The sequence below is a fragment of the Ruegeria sp. AF8 genome (assembly GCF_056541825.1).
Genome location: NZ_JBQFYW010000010.1, coordinates 42,001 through 65,059 on the forward strand (window position 1 = coordinate 42,001; position 23,059 = coordinate 65,059).

17 protein-coding genes and 1 pseudogene are annotated in these 23,059 nt (G+C 56.8%); 6 read left to right on the plus strand and 12 right to left on the minus strand.

The features are described 5' to 3' along the window. Positions 1–125: 125 nt before the first annotated feature. Positions 126–757 (minus strand): annotated as a pseudogene (locus tag ACR0AO_RS15950) (HupE/UreJ family protein). An 8-nt stretch (positions 758–765) separates the two neighbouring features. On the opposite strand from ACR0AO_RS15950, the gene ACR0AO_RS15955 reads away from it, so the two are divergent. Next, positions 766–1,578, plus strand: coding sequence for a tetratricopeptide repeat protein (locus ACR0AO_RS15955; RefSeq protein ID WP_480605302.1), 813 nt, complete (start codon positions 766–768; stop codon positions 1,576–1,578). 522 nt (positions 1,579–2,100) lie between these two features. Here ACR0AO_RS15955 and ACR0AO_RS15960 read toward each other — a convergent pair. From ACR0AO_RS15960 to xdhA, 4 genes are read right to left on the minus strand one after another with little or no spacing between them, the layout of a single operon-like run. After that, a complete protein-coding gene (locus ACR0AO_RS15960) occupies positions 2,101–3,702 on the minus strand; it encodes a xanthine/uracil/vitamin C permease (protein WP_480605304.1) in 1,602 nt (533 codons plus the stop codon). A 43-nt stretch (positions 3,703–3,745) separates the two neighbouring features. Further along, positions 3,746–4,624 carry a xanthine dehydrogenase accessory protein XdhC gene (gene xdhC, locus ACR0AO_RS15965; protein ID WP_480605306.1) on the minus strand — a complete coding sequence of 293 codons (879 nt, stop codon included), beginning with the start codon at positions 4,622–4,624 and terminating at the stop codon, positions 3,746–3,748. Between the two features lie 3 nt (positions 4,625–4,627). Next, a complete protein-coding gene (xdhB, locus tag ACR0AO_RS15970) occupies positions 4,628–6,946 on the minus strand; it encodes a xanthine dehydrogenase molybdopterin binding subunit (protein WP_480605308.1) in 2,319 nt (772 codons plus the stop codon). A gap of 15 nt (positions 6,947–6,961) precedes the next feature. After that, the gene (gene xdhA, locus ACR0AO_RS15975; RefSeq protein WP_480605310.1) at positions 6,962–8,425 is read right to left on the minus strand and encodes a xanthine dehydrogenase small subunit; all 1,464 of its coding nucleotides are present in this window, start codon (positions 8,423–8,425) and stop codon (positions 6,962–6,964) included. A 156-nt stretch (positions 8,426–8,581) separates the two neighbouring features. On the opposite strand from xdhA, the gene ACR0AO_RS15980 reads away from it, so the two are divergent. Further along, entirely contained in the window at positions 8,582–9,490 is a 909-nt protein-coding gene (locus tag ACR0AO_RS15980; RefSeq protein ID WP_480605312.1) for a LysR family transcriptional regulator, read from the plus strand. 60 nt (positions 9,491–9,550) lie between these two features. On the opposite strand, the gene ACR0AO_RS15985 is transcribed toward ACR0AO_RS15980, so the two are convergent. Beyond that, a complete protein-coding gene (locus tag ACR0AO_RS15985) occupies positions 9,551–10,783 on the minus strand; it encodes a urate hydroxylase PuuD (protein WP_480605314.1) in 1,233 nt (410 codons plus the stop codon). Positions 10,784–10,884: 101 nt separating this feature from the next. Between ACR0AO_RS15985 and ACR0AO_RS15990 the strand changes: the two genes are divergently transcribed. Next, complete coding sequence (locus ACR0AO_RS15990; protein WP_480605315.1) at positions 10,885–11,805, plus strand: LysR family transcriptional regulator; 921 nt, start codon at positions 10,885–10,887, stop codon at positions 11,803–11,805. Between the two features lie 5 nt (positions 11,806–11,810). Here the strand turns inward: ACR0AO_RS15990 and uraH are convergent, their stop codons facing one another. Beyond that, positions 11,811–12,164 (minus strand): hydroxyisourate hydrolase, encoded by a 354-nt coding sequence (uraH, locus tag ACR0AO_RS15995; protein WP_480605320.1) that lies wholly within the window; start codon positions 12,162–12,164, stop codon positions 11,811–11,813. 146 nt (positions 12,165–12,310) lie between these two features. On the opposite strand from uraH, the gene puuE reads away from it, so the two are divergent. The 3 genes from puuE to ACR0AO_RS16010 are packed head-to-tail and all read left to right on the plus strand — an operon-like array spanning position 12,311 to position 15,684. Next, positions 12,311–13,723, plus strand: coding sequence for an allantoinase PuuE (gene puuE / locus ACR0AO_RS16000; RefSeq protein WP_480605324.1), 1,413 nt, complete (start codon positions 12,311–12,313; stop codon positions 13,721–13,723). Continuing rightward, complete coding sequence (locus tag ACR0AO_RS16005; protein WP_480605327.1) at positions 13,720–14,205, plus strand: ureidoglycolate lyase; 486 nt, start codon at positions 13,720–13,722, stop codon at positions 14,203–14,205. The genes puuE and ACR0AO_RS16005 overlap by 4 nt, the downstream gene beginning before the upstream one ends. Positions 14,206–14,259: 54 nt before the next feature. Then, a complete protein-coding gene (locus tag ACR0AO_RS16010) occupies positions 14,260–15,684 on the plus strand; it encodes a uracil-xanthine permease family protein (RefSeq protein WP_480605331.1) in 1,425 nt (474 codons plus the stop codon). A gap of 105 nt (positions 15,685–15,789) precedes the next feature. On the opposite strand, the gene ACR0AO_RS16015 is transcribed toward ACR0AO_RS16010, so the two are convergent. From ACR0AO_RS16015 to bhcA, 5 genes are all read right to left on the minus strand, one after another. After that, positions 15,790–18,069 carry an NADP-dependent malic enzyme gene (locus ACR0AO_RS16015; protein ID WP_480605336.1) on the minus strand — a complete coding sequence of 760 codons (2,280 nt, stop codon included), beginning with the start codon at positions 18,067–18,069 and terminating at the stop codon, positions 15,790–15,792. A 405-nt stretch (positions 18,070–18,474) separates the two neighbouring features. After that, positions 18,475–19,440: an iminosuccinate reductase BhcD gene (gene bhcD, locus ACR0AO_RS16020; protein WP_480605339.1), complete on the minus strand. Its 966-nt coding sequence runs from the start codon at positions 19,438–19,440 to the stop codon at positions 18,475–18,477. A gap of 116 nt (positions 19,441–19,556) precedes the next feature. After that, positions 19,557–20,720, minus strand: coding sequence for a 3-hydroxy-D-aspartate aldolase BhcC (bhcC, locus tag ACR0AO_RS16025; protein ID WP_480605341.1), 1,164 nt, complete (start codon positions 20,718–20,720; stop codon positions 19,557–19,559). Between the two features lie 42 nt (positions 20,721–20,762). Continuing rightward, positions 20,763–21,731 (minus strand): beta-hydroxyaspartate dehydratase BhcB, encoded by a 969-nt coding sequence (gene bhcB / locus ACR0AO_RS16030; protein ID WP_480605630.1) that lies wholly within the window; start codon positions 21,729–21,731, stop codon positions 20,763–20,765. After that, the gene (gene bhcA, locus ACR0AO_RS16035; RefSeq protein WP_480605344.1) at positions 21,731–22,921 is read right to left on the minus strand and encodes an L-aspartate--glyoxylate aminotransferase BhcA; all 1,191 of its coding nucleotides are present in this window, start codon (positions 22,919–22,921) and stop codon (positions 21,731–21,733) included. The genes bhcB and bhcA overlap by 1 nt, the downstream gene beginning before the upstream one ends. Positions 22,922–23,059 lie beyond the last annotated feature (138 nt).

Consider the following 23,059-nt stretch of genomic DNA (forward strand, 5'->3'; position numbering starts at 1 on the left):
CAGACTGCGGACGAGTCTGGGTATCCGCGAAAGTACTCTGTCCCGACTGTGAAAGCAGACTTTCAAGAGTCTGGTAAAAGAGTAGTGACGGCCGGAGTTTCTTGTGCGGAACCGAGTGCTCTTGGTTAGCTTGCGAGTATCTCTAAAAAAGTTCTACCACGCTCTAAAGTCCACCAACTTGCGACGGCACCGCACCCAATTGAAATCGACAGCCGCAACGTCAACTCCGGGTTTGGGCCGAGCCTTGCGAACACGGCCAGTAGCGGCCAGGTCACCAAAACAATCGCAAGCTGCCCGACTTCGACGCCCACGTTGAACGCCAATAGGCTCTGCCAGATATTGGGCGACGTCACTTGCAGAATTTCATGCAGCACGAAACTGAAGCCCAGGCCGTGGAGCAGCCCCATCATGACCGTCACCAAAAAACCTTTCTGTTGGAGCTTGGTCCCGATTTGTCTCGTTTGACCGCCAGAACAGCAGCGTAAATGATTGAGAGCGCAATCCCTGTTTCTACCAATGGGACAAACCATGCGCCGGATGGAACATAGCCGAAGAAACCAAGCGAAAGCGTCACACTGTGCCCGACGGTGAATCCGGTGACACGCCAGAGGAGCGCGCGGAACTCAGGGGCGCCGATTACAAGGCAAATGACAAAGAGTACGTGGTCGATGCCTTCGAGTATGTGGCGCACACCCTCCCAGATGAATGTAACAATGCCCGCAAAGCTGGACCTGGAAACCTCGACAGGATCTTCCATCAACCCCCGTGTTCGAAACACAAGAGGATCGCTGGACGCGCCGGGATGCCAAAATCCTCTATCAGCAAGCGTTAGATATCATTCACCCACCAAGCGATCCTGCGAGGTTCGACGCAGCACAAGCCTTGTTGCAGCGTGTGGTCAGGCTTGAGCCAGACGCCCCGCACGGGCATGCGGGGCTGGCGTTTGCTAAATCTCACCGCACTTGGTTTGGGCTGGCTCCGAATACGGATGAATCGCGCGATCTGATCAGGCATTACGCCGATACCGCACTGGAAATGGACCCGGCAAATATTCGCGCCCTTTTGACTTTGGGGATTCTCGAGATCTTAATGGGCAATCCGCAACCGGCGATTGAATATGGTACGCGTGCTGTCGAACAAGAGCCAAGCTCCAGCCTGGCCCAGGCGTATCTTGGCATGTTTTTGTTATATGGTGGCCGGCCGGAACAGGCCATCACGCCGCTGAAACGATCGCTGAGCCTGGACCCGCTTAATATCCGACGTCCATACAGAAATATGCTTGGGGCGTCTCAATTCCATGCGGGCCGCTATCAGGACAGCTTGGAAACCCTTCAGGAGAATCTGGACCTTGGCGGGCCCTTCGGACCACATATGATGGTCTATCAGGCTGCTGGACACGCTGCGCTTGAGCAATTCGAAGTGGAAACTGAAATACTCGAAGGCCTTGCTGCCCTGATTGCCGAAGGCGTGACGTTCCCACTTAGAGAGTGGCTGGAAAGGGTAATTTACGATCCAAAAATGATGCAGCCGTTGTTGGAAGAGTATGAAAAAGCCAAATCGTTGGCCGACACTCGATAACAATTTGGGCATCGTCAAGTTGTTGACCTACCGCAATCATCCGCGTAGCGCGCCTACATAACCAGCCACGCGTCCGAATCCCGTCTGAAGGGTTGCCGCTTCCCTCGCTCTGTCAATTCTTACGCGGTCTGGGCCGATTACCGCTTCAAATCACCAAGGCAGCTGCAGCGTTTCCTTGCCGTTCATGATCCGATTGCCATTCTGTTTCACCTGCCGCGCCACGAGATGACATCCGCAGATTTTCGCGAGCTCCGTACCGCCGCCGCGGCAGTTTGGCATGAGATAGCTCAACTCGAAGCCGCGTGAAATTCGCGATCAGTCCAAAATATTCGGCCAGATCGATTAATCTTACGGTGCCGGGCGCCGTCCTCAAGATAAGTATATGCGCCGGAATCTTTGCCGCTCTGGGGCTCACGATAAAAGGTCAGCAGACGACCGCGAAGCAATCTCTGTGTTATGGAAGATCTCGTACGTAAGGTAGAGAAAGAATAGGGGGCAGCCATGCGACTGCCCCGCTATCGATCAGGCCTGTAGTGCAGGCGAGTCGTCGTCGATCAGATCGGGTTCATCCGGTACGATCACACGATGCTCGAGATCCTCTTTGGATGCGAACATCGGATAGATGTAGAGGAACGCGCCAATGATCAAGTAGCCGATGGTAATCCCGTCGAACTGAGGCATCTGCAGCGTATAGGAGTGGATGATCCCCACGGACGACATCAGCCCGCCTGCGACGGCAAACGCCCCTGCCATGCGGAAGCGACCATCGATTACGTCGGCCACGATGGCACCCCAGACCAGACCGGTGATGATCGCACCTTGGCTCAGAGCAAGATGTCCTTCGTAATGGGCACCTTCCATGAGAAGGGCTGCTGTCAGACCTTCATCGCCCAAAGAAGGCAACCCTTCGACACCACTGCTGCGCAGCGCGTTCATCAAAGACCCCCACTTGACCATCAGGAATGCCGAGATGTGGGGCAGGATCGCAAAGGATACCGCGGCCATATGCATAGGCTTCACAGCCCAGGCCGTGTTGGTGATCAGGCTCACCGAAACAAAGACCAGCACGGGTGCAGCGGCAGCGATTGGGATCAGGCCCGCAAGGAAGGACAGGAAGCCCAGGAAAGCGGCGGCGGCGATCACGACAGCCACACCAACGATGTAGCCTGCATGCGCATCAAGCCGCTTATATGCCGGGTGACCAATGTAAACGGTTGTCGGGAAGGGCGAACCAAAAAGTGCACCCAGCATCGTGCCCGCGCCATCTGTTACCTGACACAGCCCGACCGGGTAGTGGTCGCCTGCAGCCTCGGCCGATTCCACATTGTTCATAGTTTCGATGAAGTTGTAGATCTGTACCGGGATCAGCACCAGAAACAGCTCGGGGTTGGCGAACAGGTACTGCACACCGGCGATGAGATCACCGATATAGGGGATTGGCGGGTAGAAGCCGATACCGCTTACGTCGATTTTGGATTCGCCGAGGATAAGGGCAATCACGGTACCGGCTGCAATCGCGACAAGACCGGCCGGCACATTGCGCGGAAGGCGGAAGCGACCGATCAGACCCCAAAGGATAAACAGCAGCGAGGTAAAGCCGATGATGGGGTTCTCGAATACTTCTGCCAGTGGCACGGAGCCGATGAAAACCAAAGCGATACCGCAAAGCGTGCCCAGCATACCGGCGCGCGGCGTGATCCGCTTGAGGTATGGCCCAACGATAGCGCCCAGGGCCGCAACGATGCCGCCCATGAAACCGGCGCCGATGCCCACTTGCCACGCAAGCATTGGATCATTGGTCGTCCAATAGATGGGTCCGATCACACCGAACAGGTAGACGAACATAACCGGCGTCGAGATGCCATAGGGCAGGGCGGTAACATCCTTGCCCTGTTTGTTCGCCGCCCATCTGGCGAGAAATGTGTATACCGCGACACCGGCCAGGATCGCAATGGCGGCACCGGGGACGATGCGGCCAAAGACAATTTCGGCTGGCATTTGAAACACGAACTGGCAGACCCCTGACAGGATCAGCAAGTTCACAAGGTTATCAGTGAACAGCGCCCAGAAAGCGCTGAAGTCGCTGCGGGTAAACAGCTTGTATTCGTAGGTCCTCCCGTCCATGACGGTCTCCTCCTCTGATGTGACTGGAATGGCCCGACAGATGTCAGGCCGATCTCCCTCTCCGGTCGTGATGGTGGCCCTGCAGGGGCGCCTGGTTTGCCCCGATCGGGGCGGTCGCGGCAGTTTCAGAGGTCAATTCAGCCATCACCTCGGCCACCACGAAGGCGGCGATGACGCTGGGCCGCTTGTCGCGGCTACCGCTTGCCCCAATGGGACATTTCAAGTGTTCAATGGACTGTCCGTCACAGTTTTTGTGGGCCCAGTTCCTGAGCTTTACCCGCTTGGTGGCGGATCCAATCATCCCCACGTAGGCGGCGTCCTGGCGTTCCAGTGCAGCGGATGCCAGCAGAAAATCCAGTCCGTGATCATGGGTCAGGACGATAAAGGCACTGCCCGCTGGCGCGCTCCAGATGTCGGCCTCGGGGATCGCGCTGACCCGGGTTTCAACATTTGAAGTGCAAAGTTCAACCTCTTCGGGTCGGGTATCGACAAGGATGCAGCGCACCGGCAGGTGCTGAAGCTGATTGGCCAGAGCGCGCCCCACGTGCCCCGCACCCATGACATAGACATGCGGCAAAGCCTCTTTGCGCAAGGCCGCTCGTTCTGTTGCGGCCCATTTGTCCGATGCACGCATGCGGGTCAGTTGCATTTCGACCCGCCCGCCGCAGCATTGCCCGATTTCCGGGCCGAGCGGAACATCCATATCCTGATGCAACACCCCGTCGCGCAGCATGTCGCGCGCGGCGTTGATGGCCAAGAACTCCAATTGACCACCGCCAATGGTTCCCCACAACGCGCCGGGCGTCACGAACATCTCAGTTCCTTCGTTGCGCGGCGACGACCCGCGCACGCGTGTCAGCGCAACGCGGATTACGCTGTGCTGTGCGGCCAGAAATTCTTTCAAAGTGCCTGGGACAGCCATGGCTCAAGGTCCCGCCTGCAGCCGCGTGACGGCCATCAGAACACGCTCTGGGGTGGCCGGCGCGTCAAGGCGCGGGCATTCGCGGTAGTCGGTGACAGAGGCCACGGCCATCGACAGGGCTTCGAATACCGAAATGCCCAGCATGAACGGCGGCTCACCGACGGCCTTGGAGCGCTTAATGGTCAACTCGCGGTTTTCCGACCAATCGGCGAGGTTCACGTTGAAGATGCGTGGGCGGTCGGACGCCAGTGGGATCTTGTAGGTCGACGGCGCATGGGTGCGCAGACGGCCAGAGTCGTCCCACCAAAGCTCTTCGGTGGTCAGCCAACCCATGCCTTGAATAAAGGCACCCTCAACCTGACCCTTGTCGAGTACAGGGTTCAGCGATCGTCCCACGTCGTGCAGCACATCCGTACGGTCCACGCGGTACTCACCAGTCAGGGTGTCAATCGTCACTTCCGAACACGACGCCCCGTAGGCGTAGTAGTAGAATGGGCGGCCTTGTCCCTTGGCCCGGTCCCAGTGGATTTTCGGGGTTTTGTAGAACCCGGCCGCCGACAGTTGCACGCGCGCCAGATAGGCTTGCTTGATGAACGCGTCGAAGGGCAGAACCTCTTGGCCGATATGCACTTGATTGGCGTGGAAGGCCACTTCCTCAGGGGCGACATCCCAGGTCTCAGATGCGAATTTCACCAGGCGTGCTTTGATCTGTTCGACCGCATTCAGCGCGGCCATGCCGTTCAGATCGGTCCCGCTGGAGGCTGCAGTGGCCGAGGTGTTGGGAACTTTCTCGGTGGTCGTCTTGGTGATTTTGATCCGGTCGAAATCGACTTGGAAGGCTTCGGCGACAACCTGCGCGACCTTGGTGTTGAGGCCCTGTCCCATTTCGGTGCCGCCATGGTTCAGATGGATCGAGCCGTCATTGTACACATGCACCAGAGCGCCCGCCTGATTGTACCAGGTCGCGGTAAAGGAAATGCCGAACTTGACCGGTGTTAGCGCAATACCTTTTTTCAGGATCGGCGATGTCTTGTTGAATTCGATGATGTCCTGACGGCGCTGGCGGTATTCCGATGTTTCTTCCAGCTCTCCGATCAACCGGTCGAGGATGCTGTCTTCGACCACCTGGTGATACGGGGTCACGTTGCGGTCTTCGGTGCCGTAGAAATTGGCCTTGCGCACGTCCAGCGGATCTTGACCCGTGGCATAAGCAATCTCTTCGATCATCCTTTCAGCGGCGATCACGCCTTGCGGCCCGCCAAACCCACGAAACGCGGTATTCGACACCGTGTTGGTTTTCATCGGATGGCTGTTCAGTCGGACGTTCGGATAGAAATAGGCATTGTCTGCGTGAAAGAGCGCCCGGTCGGTCACAGGGCCCGAAAGATCCGCCGAGAACCCGCAGCGCGCGGCAAAGCTGCCTTCGACCGCCTGAATACGGCCATCGTCGTCAAAGGCGACGTCATAGTCGATCACGAAGTCATGGCGTTTGCCGGTTGCCGTCATATCCTGATCCCGGTCGGGGCGGATTTTCACGGCGCGGTTCCACTTTTTAGCAGCCATGGCCGCAACAGCGCAGAACAGGTTCATCTGGCTTTCCTTGCCGCCAAATCCACCACCCATGCGGCGCACGTTGACCACAACGGCGTTGGACGGCACGCCTAGGACATGCGCCACCATATGCTGCGCCTCGGACGGGTGCTGGGTGGAGCAATGCACGATCACATCATCGTCTTCGCCAGGAATGGCGAAGGCGATGTGGCCTTCGAGGTACATATGGTCCTGACCACCAACATTCATGCGACCTTTGATCCGATTGGGTGCAGCAGCCTGCGCCTGGGCGACGTCGCCGCGCTCCAGCTTGAGGGGGGCTGTGACATGCGGGTATCCGGCTTCTTGCGCGGCGATGGGGTCCAGCGCGTGGGGCAGGGTTTCGTATTCGATCTTTGCCAGCTCTGCGGCACGGCGCGCAATGTCACGGGTTTCGGCAACCACGGCAAACAAAGGCTGGCCGTGAAACTGAATGGCATCGGTCGGGAAAACCGGCTCGTCGTTCAAATGTGTCGGGCTGATATCGTTGACCCCTGGCACGTCGTCTGCGGTCAGAACGCCGACGACTCCGGGCGTGGCCAGAACATCTGAGAAATCAATGCCCAGAAGCCTGGCATGCGCGACGTCAGAGACGCCGAGATACGCGTGCAGCGCGCCTTCCGGAAGCGCAATGTCGTCGGTGTAATCGGCCTGACCAGTGACGTGCTTGATCGCGCTGTCATGGTTTACGTTGGAGTGGGCCGATCCAATGATGGAAACGTTATCTTTCATGTTTTCGTCTCCTGATTAGGCACAAGCCAGTTGAATGGGGGTGTCGGCCTGGGCGTCTTTTTCAAGGAAGAACCGACGCAGCAGGTTTTGCGCGGTCAGCATTCGGTAGTCAGACGAGGCACGCCAATCGGTCAGGGGAGAGAAATCTTGTGCCAGCGCCACGGCGGCGGCTTCAAAGCTTTCGCGTGCCCAAGGTTGACCGTTCAGCGCCGCCTCGGCTGTCGACGCGCGCTTTGGCGTGGCCGCCATGCCGCCGCATGCGATGCGCGCATCGCTGATGGTGCCATCTGTGACGGTCATGTGGATGCCGGCAGCCACCGACGAGATGTCTTCGTCACGACGCTTGGAAATCTTGTAAGCCGCATCCAGGTCGTTGGGCCCGGGCAGGGGTACATGGATACTTGCGACAAACTCGTCGGGTTGGCGGTCCTGCTTGCCATAGTCGATGAAGAAATCACTCAAAGGCAGTGTCCGGCTTTCGGAACCGCGCCGCAGCGTGATTTCCGCACCAAGTGCGATAAGAACAGGCGGTGTGTCCCCGATAGGGGAGCCATTGGCGATATTCCCGCCGACGGTTCCCATATTACGCACCTGCCACCCTGCGATGCGATCCCAGTAGGAGGACAGGTGTGGCAGGTGTTCAGACAGGAGTTCCTGGCAATCGGTGTAGCTGGCGCCAGCACCGATGAGGAGGAGGGAACCCTGTCTTTCGACGGTTTTCAGGTCTTCGAGGTGACCAGTGAAGATGGCAGGCCCGATGTTGCGCAGGAATTTGGTGACCCAAAGGCCCACATCCGTGGCTCCGGCTACGATTGTGGCATTGGGATAGGTCTGCAGACACTCGGCAAGATCATCAACGCTGGACGGGATGATGCTCAGGTTATCCTCTGGTCCGGATACAACGCGACGCCCATCCGTAAGTGCGGCCAGACGCGCGGTCATGGATTCACGTTCGGTGTTCAGATGGTCCGACGCCGGGGTGCCATAGCGGCTGACAGCAACGGCGGCGCGAATGATGGGTTCATACCCGGTGCAGCGGCACAGGTTACCCTGCAATGCAGTCTCAACCTGCGCCTCGGTCGGCTCAGGCGTTTGCATCCAAAGCGCATAAAGCGCCATGACGAAGCCCGGCGTGCAGAACCCGCACTGGCTGCCGTGATGGTCGATCATCGCCTGCTGAACCGGGTGCAGACGACCATCGGGGCCGGACAGGTGTTCGACTGTTACGACATGACAACCATTGACGGAGGCAAGAAACCGGATGCAGGCATTCACCGGAATGTAGGTCAGGCCAGCGTCGCCAAGCCGTCCGACAAGTACGGTGCATGCGCCACAGTCGCCTTCTGCGCAGCCTTCTTTTGTGCCTGTCAGCCGACGCTCCAACCGCAGGAAATCCAGAAGCGTCTGGTCTGCTGATACGTTTGGTACGGACACATCCTTGCCATTCAGGACAAATCGGATGTCGGTGCGATGCGTCATGGTATTCTCCCTCTGACCCTGCCTTTCAGGTGGGTGGTCGGAGAAAGCATAGAAGCAACGATTGAGTCTTAAAATCGCCGGAAACGGCAAATACTTTCAACAGAACGTTGAAAAAGAAAATGTCGTGGCGCAGTCTTTCCGCGAGGAGAGGATCGAATGTCGTACATCGAAAGCCTACGTGTTTTTGTCAGAGTGATGGAGCTGGGCAGCATTACGTCCGGCGGGCGCGACCTGCGATTGACCCCGGCCGTGGCCAGCAAACGGTTGAAAGAGCTTGAAAACCATTTGGGCGTGCGGCTGTTCAACAGAACGACACGGTCGATGACCCCTACCGAAGTCGGATCGGTTTTTTATGATGAGGCCAAGGCCGTTCTGCTGGCGATTGACCATGCCGAAGCGCGTGTCGCCAGCTTTTCCGACGCACCCCGAGGGGCCATCCGCATCACTGCGCCATTGGGCGTAGGGCGAAGAATCGTTGCCCCTTTGGTCCCGGAATTCTCGGATCGCTACCCGGAGACAGAGATTCGCATGCGTCTGTCCGACCGCAAGGTGGACATTCTGGCCGACGGGCTGGACATCGCGTTCTTTATCGGAGAGCCCGGCGACTCCACAATGAAACTGCGGAAGTTCGCGGATTGTGATCGTGTTCTGTGCGCGTCGCCGGAATACCTGTCGAACTACGGTGTGCCTAATACGCCGGATGACCTGCTGCATAACCCCCACAACTGCCTTTTGTTGCGGTATCCCAGATCACCCGAATACTTCTGGACCCTCAACACCGATATGGGCCCACGAAAGCTGGAGGTTCGTGGCAAGTACGACGCCGATGATGGTGACGTGCTGACGGATTGGGCCCTTGCGGGCAAGGGGATCGTGAACAAACCACGCTTTGACGTGAGAGAATATCTTGAGAATGGGCGGCTGGTCGAAGTCCTGCCAAAGACGCCCCCGGTGCCCACGATTTTCGGGTGTCTTTACCCGCATAAAAAGCTTCAGGATCCCAAAGTGCGCCTGTTCGTCGAACATATCGCGCAGCACAGCAAACGCTTTTTCGTGCCGGGCTGAGAAACAGACAAAACTGGGCGTGAAAGCCGAGTTCATCTGTAACCATATTGTCAGCTGGTGCTATTGGTCCCTGACTTCGTTCACCCATGCGACAATTGTCTGGCGCGCTTCTTCATCCATTTGAACCGCAAAAGGGGGGGGCATCGCGTGGCTGATCCCGGCCTGCAGATAAATCTGGTCGGCCTGGCGGGCAACGTCACCGGGTGTTTCAAGGTAAACTTTCTTAGGAGCCCATTTCATGGTGCCATACACCGGTTCGCGGGCGTGGCACATTGAACAATTGCCCAAGACTGTGTCGTAGGCTTCTTCGAAACCCGCGGCTGACGCAAATTTCTGCTCATATGGCGTCAGCTCACGTGCTTCGGCGTCTTCCCATGTCTCACCGTTTCTTACCGAAGACAGCCAGGCAATTACGACCATAAGCAGAACCGTGACAGCCCAGGTCCAGTGCGGGCCCTTTCCGGTGGCATGCATTGTGTTGAAGTAGTGCCGGATGGTCACTCCAGTCAGGAAGATCAGGCTGGCGATGATCCACGAATACTCGGTGCCGAAAGCCAGCGGATAGTGGTTTGACAGCATCAGGAACACGACCGGCAGGGTCAGATAGTTGTTGTGCGTGGAACGTACCTTGGCGATTTTCCCGTACTTGGCGTCAGGCGTCCGACCAGCCTTGAGGTCTTCAACCACGATCCGCTGGTTCGGCATGATCTGGAAGAACACGTTGGCTGTCATGATCGTCGCGGTAAACGCACCAAGATGCAAAAGCGCGGCCCGTCCGGTGAAAATCTGGTTGTAGCCCCAGGACATGATTACAAGGATCACGAACAACAACAGCATAAGGACGGTCGGGTGTTCGCTGAGATTGGATTTGCACATCTGATCGTAGAGCAGCCAACCAATGGTCAGTGATCCGCCAGAGATCAAAATCCCCTGCCAAAGCGCCAGGTCCACCTTGGTCGGATCAAGCAGGAACAACTCGCCGCCGACCCAGTAGATGATCATGAGAAGCGCCGCACCAGAAAGCCACGTCGTATAGCTCTGCCATTTGTGCCAGGTCAGATGCTCGGGCATCCGTGCGGGTGCCACCAGATATTTGACGGTGTGGTAGAACCCGCCCCCATGCACTTCCCATTCTTCACCGTAGGCCCCGTCCGGTAGGGCGGGATTCGGCTTTAGCATGAGGTCGAGCGCGATAAAGTAGAATGACGCCCCAATCCACGCCATCGCGGTGATCACATGCAGCCAGCGGACGGAAAAGGCGATCCATTCCCACATTACGGCCAGATCATACATGGCTTTGCTCCTAAGATTCTATCGTTTCAGCCACTCTATGCGAGACTGATTTGTTCTGGTATTGCTGGTAAAGACCAAGCAGTATCAAAAAATGCAAAAAAATGTCATACCTTGATAACATCAGAACCTTTGTCCGGGTTTACGAATTGGGCAGCATGTCTGCCGCGGGCCGTGACTTGCGGGTTTCACCGGCCGTGACATCGGCGCGAATATCGCAATTGGAAGAGCATCTTGGAGTGCGATTGTTTCAGCGCACTACACGCAGCCTCACGCCCACTGAGCAGGGAAAATCTTTCTATCGGGGGGCGGCTGAGATACTTGAAGCGGTTGATCGCGCTGAAGCTCAGATCGTTAACATTACAGAAAATCTGAAAGGGTCACTTTACGTCGCGGCACCATTGGGTGTCGGACGACGATTGATAGCGCCGCAGGTGCCAAAGTTTCTCGCCGAGTATCCTGACGTGAATGTCAGGCTAAGGCTGACGGACCGAAAGGTGGATTTGACGACTGAAGGCCTGGACCTTGCGTTTTTTCTTGGTCAGCCAGAGGACAGCAACTTGCGTATTCGCAAGATTGCGGATGTTGAAAGAGTTCTTTGTGCATCTCCGAAATACATCAAAAAACATGGGATGCCAGAAAGTGGCGACGATATTATCGCCGATGCGCATGAGTGCCTCAATTTGCGTTTTCCTGGTGCGCCCGAATTTCAATGGCTTTTGAGAACCGATACGGGACCAAAACGGTTTCGCGTCTCTGGACGTTACGAGTCAGACGACGGCGACGTATTGACAGATTGGGCGCTTGCCGGTCACGGTATCGCGTTAAAACCAATATTTGAGATTGCTCAGCATCTTAAGGCTGGAAATCTGGTTCCAGTGGCAGAAAAAACGCCGCCGGAACCAGTTCAGATGGCGTGCCTGTTTACGCATCGCCGGATGCAGGATCCCAAAACGCGGCTTTTCATGGAATTCGTAATAGAACGCATTGGATCATCGATTGCCGCTACAAATACGTCTCGGTAGGTCGCTCAACTGCCACGATAAGTCGAGTAACCGAAGGGTGAAAGAAGCAACGGCACATGGTAATGCATGTGTTTGGACATCCCGAAGCGGATCGGTATCACGTCCAGAAAACGTGGGTCTTCAGGCGGGGTGCCCGAGGCATCGAGGTATTCTCCGGCATAGAAGATCAGCTCGTATTCGCCTGTTGAAAACTCCGCTTCGGGCAGAATCTGTTCATCGGTCCTGCCATCGTCGTTGGTGACCAGAGCTTTCAGCAAAGTACGTTCTGAGCGCTCGAGACGAAACAGCTCGATTTTCAATCCTTCGGCGGGGCACCCCCGCGCCGTATCCAGAACATGTGTTGTAAGGTAACCGGTCATTTTCGCTACTCCTCAAGTTATTCAGTTACTACTCTGTTTTCTTCCCAAAGGGCAAAGGCTGACTATTCGAAACTGCTTTCTGTATTTTTTGAAAAACATCTCAGATTATCTAGGGTATTGATTAAAAGAAGAAGAAGGAAATTGATGTGACGCGCTATCCACGAGACATGACCGGCTATGGTGGGCAAGTGCCTAAAGCCAACTGGCCCAATGATGCCAAGATCGCGGTTCAGATTGTACTGAACTATGAAGAAGGTGGCGAAAACAACGTTTTGCACGGCGATGTTGCTTCCGAGGCGTTCTTGTCCGAGATCACTGGTGCTGCCCCGTGGCCGGGGCAGAGGCACTGGAATATGGAGTCGATCTACGAATATGGCAGCCGCGCCGGATTCTGGCGCGTGCATCACCTTTTGCATGATTTACCTGTCACTGTTTACGGCGTTGCCACAGCTTTGGCGCGTGCACCGGCGCAGGTCGCGGCAATGAAGAATGCCGGTTGGGAGATTGCCAGCCATGGGTTGAAGTGGATTGAACACAAGGACATGGACGCGGAGGGCGAGCGCGTTCAGATCCGTGAAGCAATCCGGCTGCACACTGAAGTCACGGGCCAGCCACCGCGCGGTTGGTACACGGGCCGCTGCTCGATGAATACGGTCGATCTGGCCGCCGAGGAAGGCGACTTTGCCTATATCGCCGACAGCTACGCCGACGATTTGCCGTATTGGGTAAAAGCTGGAGGCAGGGATCAGCTGATCATGCCCTACACGATGGATTGCAACGACATGCGTTTTGCGATCCAGGCCGGATTCACCAATGGGGATCAGTTCGAGAGCTATTTGAAGGACAGCTTTGACATGCTCTATGCCGAGGGTGAGGCGGGCGCACCGAAAATGCTTTCGATTGGACTTCATTGCCGGTTGATTGGCCGCCCAGGTCGCGCCATGGCGCTGAAACGTGCGCTGGACCACTTCAAGAAACACGACGGTGTCTGGTTTGCGACGCGCGAACAGATAGCCGACCATTGGGCAAAGGAACACCCACCGATGCAACGCCTGACCCCGTCCGAAATGGATCAACCAACCTTTGTGTCTGAATTTGGCGGGGTGTTTGAACACAGCCCGTGGATTGCCGAAGGTGCGTATGAACTTGAACTGGGCCCGACGCATGACAATGCCTCTGGTGTCCACAACGCTTTGGCGCGTGTTTTCCGTTCGGGCACGTCCGAGCAGCGCCTCGGCGTCCTGACCGCTCACCCGGACCTGGCGGGCAAGTTGGCTGCGGCTGGTCGCCTGACCAAGGAAAGTACTGCGGAGCAGGCCGGTGCGGGTCTGGATATGCTGACAGATGAAGAGCGCGCGACGTTCACTTCGTTGAACGAAGCGTACACAACCAAGTTCGGCTTTCCGTTCATTATCGCGGTCAAGGACAATACGAAAGCCAGCATTCTGGAAGCCTTTCATCGCCGTATCGACAGCGATCGGGAAACCGAATTTGCCGAAGCCTGCCGTCAGGTCGAGCGGATTGCTGAATTGCGTCTGATTGAAAAGTTCGCGGAATGACGACTGCCTTGAAACTCCGACCCCTGACGTCAGAGGCATTTGCGCCATTTGGCGATGTCATCGAAGTGGCAGGCCAAGTGGACAAATTCATCAATCAGGGCAAGTGCGCGCGGTATCATGATCGTGCCCTTCTGGAGTTCCACGAAGGGCGCGCCGGAATCAGCGTGTTTCAGTCCGAAGCCTTTAGCCTGCCGATCAACCTGGAAATGGTTGAACGTCACCCGGATGGCAGTCAGGCCTTTCTGCCTTTGTCGGATAAGCCCTTTGTTGTGGTTGTGGCCCCGGACGAAGACGGCACGCCGGGACAGCCCATCGCATTCAAAACAGCGCCCGGGCAGGGCGTGAATTATCATCGCAACACTTGGCATGGCGTGCTGACCCCGCTTCATGCGCCCGGACTTTTTGCGGTGGTCGACCGAATTGGAGCCGGGCCCAACCTCGAAGAGCATTGGTTCGAGGAGGCTTTTGCAATCACGGAATGAGGTGCGTTGCCGGAAGAGGAGCCGGTTTACGAACCTCAAGGGAGGAAAGACAAAATGTCAGATGCATCCATCGGAACGCCGGAACAACTTCGCGATCCGAATTACACTCCGCCATTAGTAAAGGCGGTGCCACTTGGAATTCAGCATGTGCTGGCGATGTTCGTGTCAAACGTCACGCCAGCCATTATCGTTTGTGGTGCGGCCGGGTTTGGGTTCGGTTCGAACAGCCCCGATTTTCCGCAGATGATCTACATGATTCAGATGTCGATGTTCTTTGCGGGCGTCGCCACGCTGTTTCAGTCCATTGGTGTAGGGCCTGTTGGTGCCCGACTGCCGATCGTGCAGGGGACGTCGTTTGCCTTCATCCCGATCATGATCCCGCTGGTGGTGGGAAAGGGCGTTGATGCCATTGCCGTCCTGATGGGCGGTGTTGTCATCGGTGGTTTATTCCACGCATTCCTTGGGCTGTTCATTGGGCGTATTCGCTTTGCGCTTCCGCCTTTGGTTACAGGTCTTGTGGTGACCATGATCGGTTTGGCGCTGGTTAAGGTCGGCGTCCAATATGCCGCTGGTGGTGTGCCGGCAATCGGTACCGAAGAATATGGTTCTGGCCTGAACTGGTTCATGGCCGGAATCGTGATCGTCGTAACGCTTGGCCTAAAGTTCTTTGCGCGGGGCATGCTGTCAGTGTCGGCTGTTCTGATCGGCCTGCTCGTTGGTTACGCTGTGGCTTTTGCTCTTGGTCAGGTCAATTTGGGCAATGTTGGTCGTGCAGCCTCGTTCGCACTGCCAAATCCGTTGCATTTCGGTATTGAGTTCTCGGTCGCGGCCATCATTGGTTTCTGTGCGATGTCCTTTGTATCGGCTGTTGAAACCGTCGGGGACGTTTCCGGTATCACCAAAGGGGGCGCGGGACGTGAAGCAACCGACAAGGAAATTCAGGGTGCAACCTACGCCGATGGTATCGGCACCGCGATCTCTGGTCTCTTTGGCGCGTTGCCGAACACGTCGTTCAGTCAGAACGTTGGCTTGATCGCCATGACCGGGGTCATGAGCCGGATGGTCGTTACCATCGGCGCGCTCTTCCTGATCGTGTGCGGCCTTGTTCCGAAAATTGGTGCGATTATCTCGTCGATCCCGATCGAGGTTCTTGGCGGCGGCGTCATCGTGATGTTCGGAATGGTGGTCGCGGCGGGTGTCTCGATGCTGTCGGACGTGAACTGGAACCGCCGTAACATGGTGATCTTTGCAATTTCCCTGAGCCTGGGCTTGGGCTTGCAACTTGAGCCCGGCGCTCTGCAATACCTGCCCGGCACGCTGAAGGTTTTGGCGACTTCGGGTATCCTGCCCGCCGCGGTCATCGCTATTATCCTGAACCTGGTTCTTCCCGAGGAGCTTTCGGACGAAGCAACGGAAGAGGTTTCTGGCGGTATGGCGGGTCACGGTCTGGGCTCCATTGGACATGACGATCACGTCTGATGGATCTGACGTGAAACGCTGAATTCGAACGCAAAAAGAAAAGCGGCGTGCCGAGGCGCGCCGCTTTTTTGGGGGGTTCTCAATCGAGTGAGCCAGTCGATACCCTTAGCCGTAGGTCGACACGTCTGTTCCAGCCAGTGCCGCGATATTGAACAATCCACGTGGCGTCACGCCCGGGGTCACGATATGGGCACGATTGCCCATGCCCATCAGGATCGGGCCAACCTCAAGACCCTCTGCCGCGCTTTTCAACAGATTTCGGGCAGCCCCGGCAGCATCCGTATTGGCATAGACCAGAACATTTGCGCGACCGGTCAGACGATTACCCGGCAAGAGCCTTTCGCGCAGCTCCGGATCAAGCGCTGCGTCCGTGTGCATTTCGCCTTCGTATTCGAAGTCACGGGGTTCACGATCCAGTATTTCCAGCGCCGCACGCATGGTTCGGCCGGACCGGCAATCGAGATTGCCAAACTGAGAGCCCGAGCACAGCCCAACACGCGGTTCCAACCCAAAGCGCCGGACGTGCCGCGCGGCGGCGATGACCGTACGGGCCAGAGTCTCTGGTGTTTGTTCGACATTCACGTGGGTATCCGCAACAAACAGCGGGCCGTCATCAAGGATCACCAGCGACAATGCCCCTGCGGGCACCAGCTTGTCGGTTTGCAACATCTGAGTGACGTAGTTCAGGTGCCAGTGATATTGGCCGACAACGCCGCAAACCATGCTGTCCGCGTCTCCGCGATGAACCATCGTTGCAGCGATTGCCGTCGTGTTTGTACGCATGATCGCCTTGGCAAGATCCGGAGTGATCCCATAGCGTTGCATTTGAGTGTGATAAGTCCGCCAATAGTCACGATAGCGGTCATCATTTTCCGGGTTCACGATTTCAAAATCGACATTTGGCCGAATGGTCATTCCCGCCCTTTCAAGGCGTTGAACGATGACATCGGGGCGACCGATTAGGATTGGAGTATCAACGCTGTCTTCCACCAGGGCCTGCGCCGCACGCAGAACACGATCATCCTCACCCTCGGCAAAAACGATCCGGCGCTTTGATTTTCGTGCCGCTTCGAACACGCGGCGCATTATCAGCGATGATTTGAAAACTTCGGCCTCCAGCGCCTGATGATACGCATCCAAATCCAGTTCGCGACGGGCGGCCCCGGACTCGATTGCCGCTTTTGCCACGGCGACGGCAATTGTCGGCAAGAGCCGAGGGTCAAAGGGTTTGGGGATCAGATAGTCCGGTCCAAATGTCAGCCTTTCACCCTCGTAGGCTTCGCCGACTTCCGCCGAGGTGGTCTGGCGCGCCAAAGACGCAATTGCGTCGACGCAGGCCAGTTTCATTGCATCGTTGATTTCCTTGGCCTCCGCGTCCAGCGCCCCGCGAAAGATGAACGGGAAACACAGCACGTTGTTAACCTGATTGGGAAAGTCCGAACGGCCGGTCGCGATCATGGCGCCGGGTGATGCTGCCCGCGCCTCTTCCGGCATGATTTCGGGCACCGGGTTTGCCAGTGCAAAGATAATCGGATTGTCCGCCATTTTGCGAACCAGATCTGCGGCAAGTGCACCCGGACCGGACAGGCCCAGGAACATATCCGCGCCTGTCAGCGCTTGCTCCAGTGTCGTGCCTTCAATGGCGTTGGCGAAGATCGCCTGTTCTGGCGCGAGGTTTTCGCTGTTTTGGTGAAGAACGCCTGAGCGGTTGAACACGGTCATGTTCTCCAGCGGAACGCCCATTTTGTTGAGCATCGTAAGGCACGCAACCCCGGCCGCACCGGCGCCGAGTGCCACAATCCGGATGTCCTCAGGTCTTTTGCCCGCTATGCGCAGAGCATTCTGAGCGGCAGCTGCGACCACAATGGCAGTGCCGTGCTGGTCGTCATGAAATACAGGAATACCCATACGTTCGCGGCAAAGACGTTCAACTGTAAAGCAATCCGGCGCCTTGATGTCTTCCAGGTTCACCGCGCCGAAAGTTGGTTCCAAACGGCATACCAAATCTGCCAGTTTTTCCGGATCGGCTTCGTCGACTTCGATATCAAAGCAGTCAATTCCGGCGAATTTTTTGAACAGAACGGCCTTACCTTCCATCACGGGCTTTGACGCCTGCGCCCCGATATTGCCAAGCCCAAGGACGGCCGTGCCGTTTGATATAACGGCAACAAGATTGCGTTTGGCCGTATAGCGAGTAGCGAGTGCCGCGTCGGTCGCAATCTCAGTGCACGCCTCGGCCACACCCGGTGAGTAGGCGCGTGACAGATCGCGCGCCGTCGCCATGGGTTTCGTCGGGCGTATTTCCAGTTTTCCCGGCTTGGGGAATTCGTGATAATCAAGCGCGGCTTGCGCTTCGACGTCCTTTTTGGACCCATCCAAAGCCATTTCTATATCCTCCGAAAAAGTTGTGCAGTAGACGTGATGAAACGGCCCGCACAAAGCGGGAACAAACGCGCTTGCGTTGCCGGCTGATCTCAGCCGCCGTTGGTGAGATAGTTGAGAACTGTTTCCGCGTTTCCGGCAGGGTTCGTTGCGGGGCGGAATGCGCTCGAATCCTGCCCATCGCGAAGGATCATTGCGAAACGCTCGAACTGCGTTGTTCCGCCAGTTTCGAACGTCGGAAGCGACAGCGCGGATTGCAGATTCAGGTTTTCGTCAGACAGAATCTCGAATGGCAGATGCAACCTGCCAGTGTTAACAGGTCGATATCGCTTCCGTCGGTCGCCGTTAGCGGAACATTGGATAGACGTTTACCGACCAGCCGCTGAGGCAGGTTGTCACCGTTTGACATCAGAAATCGACCTCGATCGCGATCCCTTTTTGAACGGCAAGATCAACTACGGAAGCAGCGACCGCAAGATCTTGAAGACCTACCCCCGTACCATCGAACAGGGTGACCTGATCGTCCGATGTCCGGCCCGGATTTGTGCCATTAATGACCGCGCCAAGCTGGGCCACGTCGCTTTCTTTGATCAGGCCCTGCGCAACTGCATGCTGTGCTTCACCAATGGTAACGGATTGTGCGACTTCGTCGGTAAACACCGCCGCTTTGACCAGCAGAGCCGCTTCTACTTCCTGCTTGCCCTTTGTATCTGTTCCCATGCAGGCGACATGAGTTCCCGGGCTGACATGGTCCGCCATCAGCGACGGTGCAAATGCCGAAGTAATCGAGATGATCACATCCGCCTCTGTTAACCCGTCCAACTCGACCGCTTCAAAAGGCACGCCTGCTTCATTGGCGACCTTTTCAATATTAGGCAGCATTTCCGGGTGATAATTCCAGCCGACTACCTTTTCAAACGCGCGCTGCTCCAGCGCTGCACGAAGCTGAAAGGCCGCTTGGTGGCCCGCGCCGATCATGCCGATCACTTTGGCGTCCGCACGGGCGAGGTGTTTGATCGAAACGGACGATGCCGCTGCTGTCCGCAGGGCCGTCAGGAGATTGCCACCCACCATCGCCGATGGCTTTCCGGTGTCAGGATCAAAAAGAAAGACGGTCGACTGATGGTTGATCAGCCCGCGTTTTTCCAGATTGTTTGGCCAATACCCACCCGCTTTTAGGCCAAGTGTCAGGCCCGCGCGGTCAAACCCACCTTTGAAACCGTACAGTGCATCTTCATGCCCGATGGCTTCGCGCACGACGGGGAAATTGTAGGCGTCGCCGGACGCCATGGCAGCAAAGACCTGTTCGACGGCGTCAAAGGCCGCCTGGCGGGTCATAAGGTCAGCGATTTCGCGCTCGGGTACGATCAGCATATCTTTCTCCAATCAAACATTCGTGCGCCCGTGTGCCACTGCCGGAAGGAGAGCATACACACGGGCGTCTATCTGACTTCCTCCGAGCCAGACCTTCCTATCTATGAAGGGTTGGATCAATAAGCGCGGCCGCGCGCGGACACCGGCCAGACGGATTCGACCTTGCCGTTGCGAACGCCGACATACCAATCGTGTACGTTTGCGGTCGGGTCGCAATGCCCCGGCACCAGCTTCAGCTTGTCGTTGACTTTGAGCGCACCGTTCGGGTCCATCACGACGCCGTGTTCGTCCGAACATTTGATGTATTCGACATCGTCGCGACCAAAGACAACCGGCAGGCCGCTATCGACCGACTGCGCTTTAAGGCCCGCGTCGACGATTGCTTTGTCCGCCTTGGCGTGGCTCATGACGCTGGTCAGGATGAAGAAGGCATTTTCCCACTCGCCCTGGTCGATCCGGTTTCCGTCCTTGTCCAGAATGCGACCATAATCGGCATCCATGAACGCGTAAGACCCGCACTGCAGTTCGTTATACACGCCCGAGTTGGACTCGAAGTAGTAGGATCCGGTGCCGCCGCCCGAAACCAGCTCGCATTCGATGCCTTCAGCTTTGAGGCCCTCAACAGCGTCTTTTACCATTGCGATAGCGGTATCGAGCTTTTCTTTGCGCGCCTCGTAGCTGTCGAGATGCTGCATCGCGCCCTGATAGGCCTGAATACCAGTAAACTTCAGGTTGTCGGCAGCTTCTACTGCTTTGGCAATTTCAATCACGTCCTGCGTCGTCGTCACACCGCAACGACCGGCGCCACAGTCAATTTCGATGAAAACCTCCAGCTGTGTGCCGTGATCGACGGCCGCGCCCGAAAGGTCCGCGACATTGTCCAGATCATCAACACAAACGATGATGCGGCTGCCCAGCTTCGGCAGGCTGGCAAGGCGATCGATTTTGGCGGGGTCGCGCACCTGGTTCGACACCAGAACGTCCTTGATGCCACCGCGAACGAAAACCTCAGCTTCGGATACCTTCTGACAACAGACACCGACAGCACCGCCGATTTTCTCCTGCAGTTTGGCAACGTCGACCGACTTATGCATTTTCCCGTGTACCCGGTGGCGCATGCCATGCGCCTTGGCATAATCGCCCATTTTCTTGATGTTGCGCTCAAGCGCGTCGAGATCCAGAACCAGGCTGGGGGTCTGGATATCTGCTTCATCCATTCCGGGCTTGGCCGGAATGTCATAGCCTACTTCGAAATTGTCGAGATTGGTCATATCTTTCATTTCCGTCTTCCTATGTCGGGATTGATGTCTGTTAGGTGGCGGTCAGGCATTCAGCCAAGGCAGCTTGTCCAGATCGACATTGCCCCCGGTTATGATCAGGCCGACACGCTTGCCTTTGAAAGCGTCCGGGTTCTTCAACACTGTCGCCAGCGGAACGGCCGAGGATGGCTCCATCACGATCCGCAGGTGCTTCCACGTCAGCTTCATTGCGTCGATGATTTCTTGTTCCGAGGCCGTATAGATTTCGGAGACGTGGTTCGACACGAAGTGCCACGTGAGGTCTTTCAGCGGAACCAGCAGACCGTCGGCAATCGTCTTTGGTGCATCATCGGCGATGATGTGACCAGCTTTGAAGCTGCGATAGGCATCATCGGCCTGTTCGGGTTCAGCCGCAATAATCGCCGTTTCAGGTGCCAAAGTGGACAGGGTCAGGCAAGTACCGGACACCATGCCGCCGCCTCCGATGGGCGCGACCACTGCATCCAAGCCGTCGGTCTGCTCAATGAACTCACGTGAACAGGTGCCCTGCCCGGCGATTACGCGCGGATCGTTGTAGGGATGGACAAAATCCCCACCCGTGGCCGCCTGAACCTCGGCAAAGGTCGCTTCGCGAGACGAGGTGGATGGTTCACACTCGGTGATCTTCCCGCCATAGCGACGAACCGTGTCCTTCTTTGCCTGCGGTGCCGTGCGTGGCATCACCACATTGCAGGGGATGCCACGCTTCATCGCCGCATAGGACAGGCATGAGGCGTGGTTGCCCGATGAATGGGTCGCAACGCCTTTTTTCGCCTGCTCCTCATCCAACCCGAACACCGCATTCGTAGCGCCTCGTACCTTGAACGCGCCCGGTTCCTGAAAGTTCTCGCATTTGAAGAACAGTTGCGCCCCGGTCAGTTCATTCAGGTAGTCCGAAGTCCGGATTGGGGTGCGGCGGATAAAAGGTTCAATCCGATGATGCGCCGCGAGCATGTCCTCATACGTTGGGATGTACATGTTACAATCCTTCATCATGCAGCGTCCTTCTGAACGGCAGCTGGATGTCCGCGATAGTATTCCTGCGCAGCAGCTACACCGGAGCCGAGTTGGATATTCAGGCCCAGGTCGGCCATGCACATTTCAGCGGTGGCGATTCCGGACAGAGCCATGACATCCGTCAGGCTGCCAAGGTGTCCGATCCGGAACACCTTGCCTGCGACTTCGCCGAGGCCGACACCAAATGCAACGCCGTACTTTTCTGCCGCATGCGTGACGATATCGGTTGCGTTGAAACCGTTGGGCGTGCGGATGGCGCTTACGGTATCAGAATACACCGACGGGTTGGCCGCGCAAAGCTCCAGCCCCCAGGCACCTACGGCTGCGCGAACACCTTCGGCGATTCGATGATGACGGGCAAAGACGTTTTCCAGACCTTCACTCAACAGCATACCGCAGGCCTGGTTGAGGCCATTCATCAAGCCAACTGCGGGCGTATAGGGATAGGCGTTGTTGGCATAGCCCTTCGCCATATCGTGCACATCAAAGAACGTGCGGGGCAGGGTGCCTGTTTTTGTTGCCTCCATTGCCTTCTGGCTAAAGCCGACGATGGCCAGTCCCGCGGTCAGCATGAACCCCTTTTGTGAACCCGTAACCGCAACGTCGACGCCCCATTCGTCAAAGCGGAAATCCATCGAGGCAATAGAAGAAACGCCATCAACAAACAGGAGGGCCGGGTGCTGGGCCGCATCCAGTGCCTTGCGCACGGCAGCAATATCCGACTTTACGCCAGTCGCCGTTTCGTTATGCGTGGCAAGAACAACCTTGATTTCGTGGTTTGTGTCGGCGGTCAGAATTTCTTCGTAGCGGTCGGCTGACAATCCTTCGCCCCAAGGGGTTTCGACGATTTCGACATTCAGACCGTGCCGCTGGCACATGTCGATCCAACGGTGGCTGAACATGCCGTTGCGCGCCGCCAGAACCTTGTCACCGGCTGAAAGGGTGTTGGTCAAAGCGGTTTCCCAGCCTCCGGTTCCGGTTGAAGGGAAGATGAAGACCTCGGCGCTGTCGCTTTTCAGAATTTTCTGCACACCCGCGCGCGCAGGATGCAGAATCTGCCCGAACAGTGGCGAACGGTGGTCGATCGTGGGCATGTCGCAAGCCTTGCGCAGGCTTTCAGGGATATTGGTCGGGCCCGGGATGAAAACGGGGTTTTGAAAGCTCATGGGTGGTCTCCTTCCGTCGTTGACCACACAATAAGCCCAAGCCTCTCAGCTCGATATATTTTTGAAAATGCCTTTCAAAACATGCGAGCGGGGATTTAGTTTATAGTTGTCAGTGTGTTATATTTTTCATATGGTGAA

Bases quoted from the DNA above. Each gene is read 5' to 3' on its own strand.
- ACR0AO_RS15960 (WP_480605304.1), bottom strand. From the start codon at position 3,702: ATGGACGGGAGGACCTACGAATACAAGCTGTTTACCCGCAGCGACTTC.
- xdhC (WP_480605306.1), bottom strand. From the start codon at position 4,624: ATGGCTGTCCCAGGCACTTTGAAAGAATTTCTGGCCGCACAGCACAGC.
- xdhB (WP_480605308.1), bottom strand. From the start codon at position 6,946: ATGAAAGATAACGTTTCCATCATTGGATCGGCCCACTCCAACGTAAAC.
- xdhA (WP_480605310.1), bottom strand. From the start codon at position 8,425: ATGACGCATCGCACCGACATCCGATTTGTCCTGAATGGCAAGGATGTG.
- ACR0AO_RS15980 (WP_480605312.1), top strand. From the start codon at position 8,582: ATGTCGTACATCGAAAGCCTACGTGTTTTTGTCAGAGTGATGGAGCTG.
- ACR0AO_RS15985 (WP_480605314.1), bottom strand. From the start codon at position 10,783: ATGTATGATCTGGCCGTAATGTGGGAATGGATCGCCTTTTCCGTCCGC.
- ACR0AO_RS15990 (WP_480605315.1), top strand. From the start codon at position 10,885: ATGTCATACCTTGATAACATCAGAACCTTTGTCCGGGTTTACGAATTG.
- uraH (WP_480605320.1), bottom strand. From the start codon at position 12,164: ATGACCGGTTACCTTACAACACATGTTCTGGATACGGCGCGGGGGTGC.
- ACR0AO_RS16005 (WP_480605327.1), top strand. From the start codon at position 13,720: ATGACGACTGCCTTGAAACTCCGACCCCTGACGTCAGAGGCATTTGCG.
- ACR0AO_RS16010 (WP_480605331.1), top strand. From the start codon at position 14,260: ATGTCAGATGCATCCATCGGAACGCCGGAACAACTTCGCGATCCGAAT.
- ACR0AO_RS16015 (WP_480605336.1), bottom strand. From the start codon at position 18,069: ATGGCTTTGGATGGGTCCAAAAAGGACGTCGAAGCGCAAGCCGCGCTT.
- bhcD (WP_480605339.1), bottom strand. From the start codon at position 19,440: ATGCTGATCGTACCCGAGCGCGAAATCGCTGACCTTATGACCCGCCAG.
- bhcC (WP_480605341.1), bottom strand. From the start codon at position 20,720: ATGAAAGATATGACCAATCTCGACAATTTCGAAGTAGGCTATGACATT.
- bhcB (WP_480605630.1), bottom strand. From the start codon at position 21,731: ATGAAGGATTGTAACATGTACATCCCAACGTATGAGGACATGCTCGCG.
- bhcA (WP_480605344.1), bottom strand. From the start codon at position 22,921: ATGAGCTTTCAAAACCCCGTTTTCATCCCGGGCCCGACCAATATCCCT.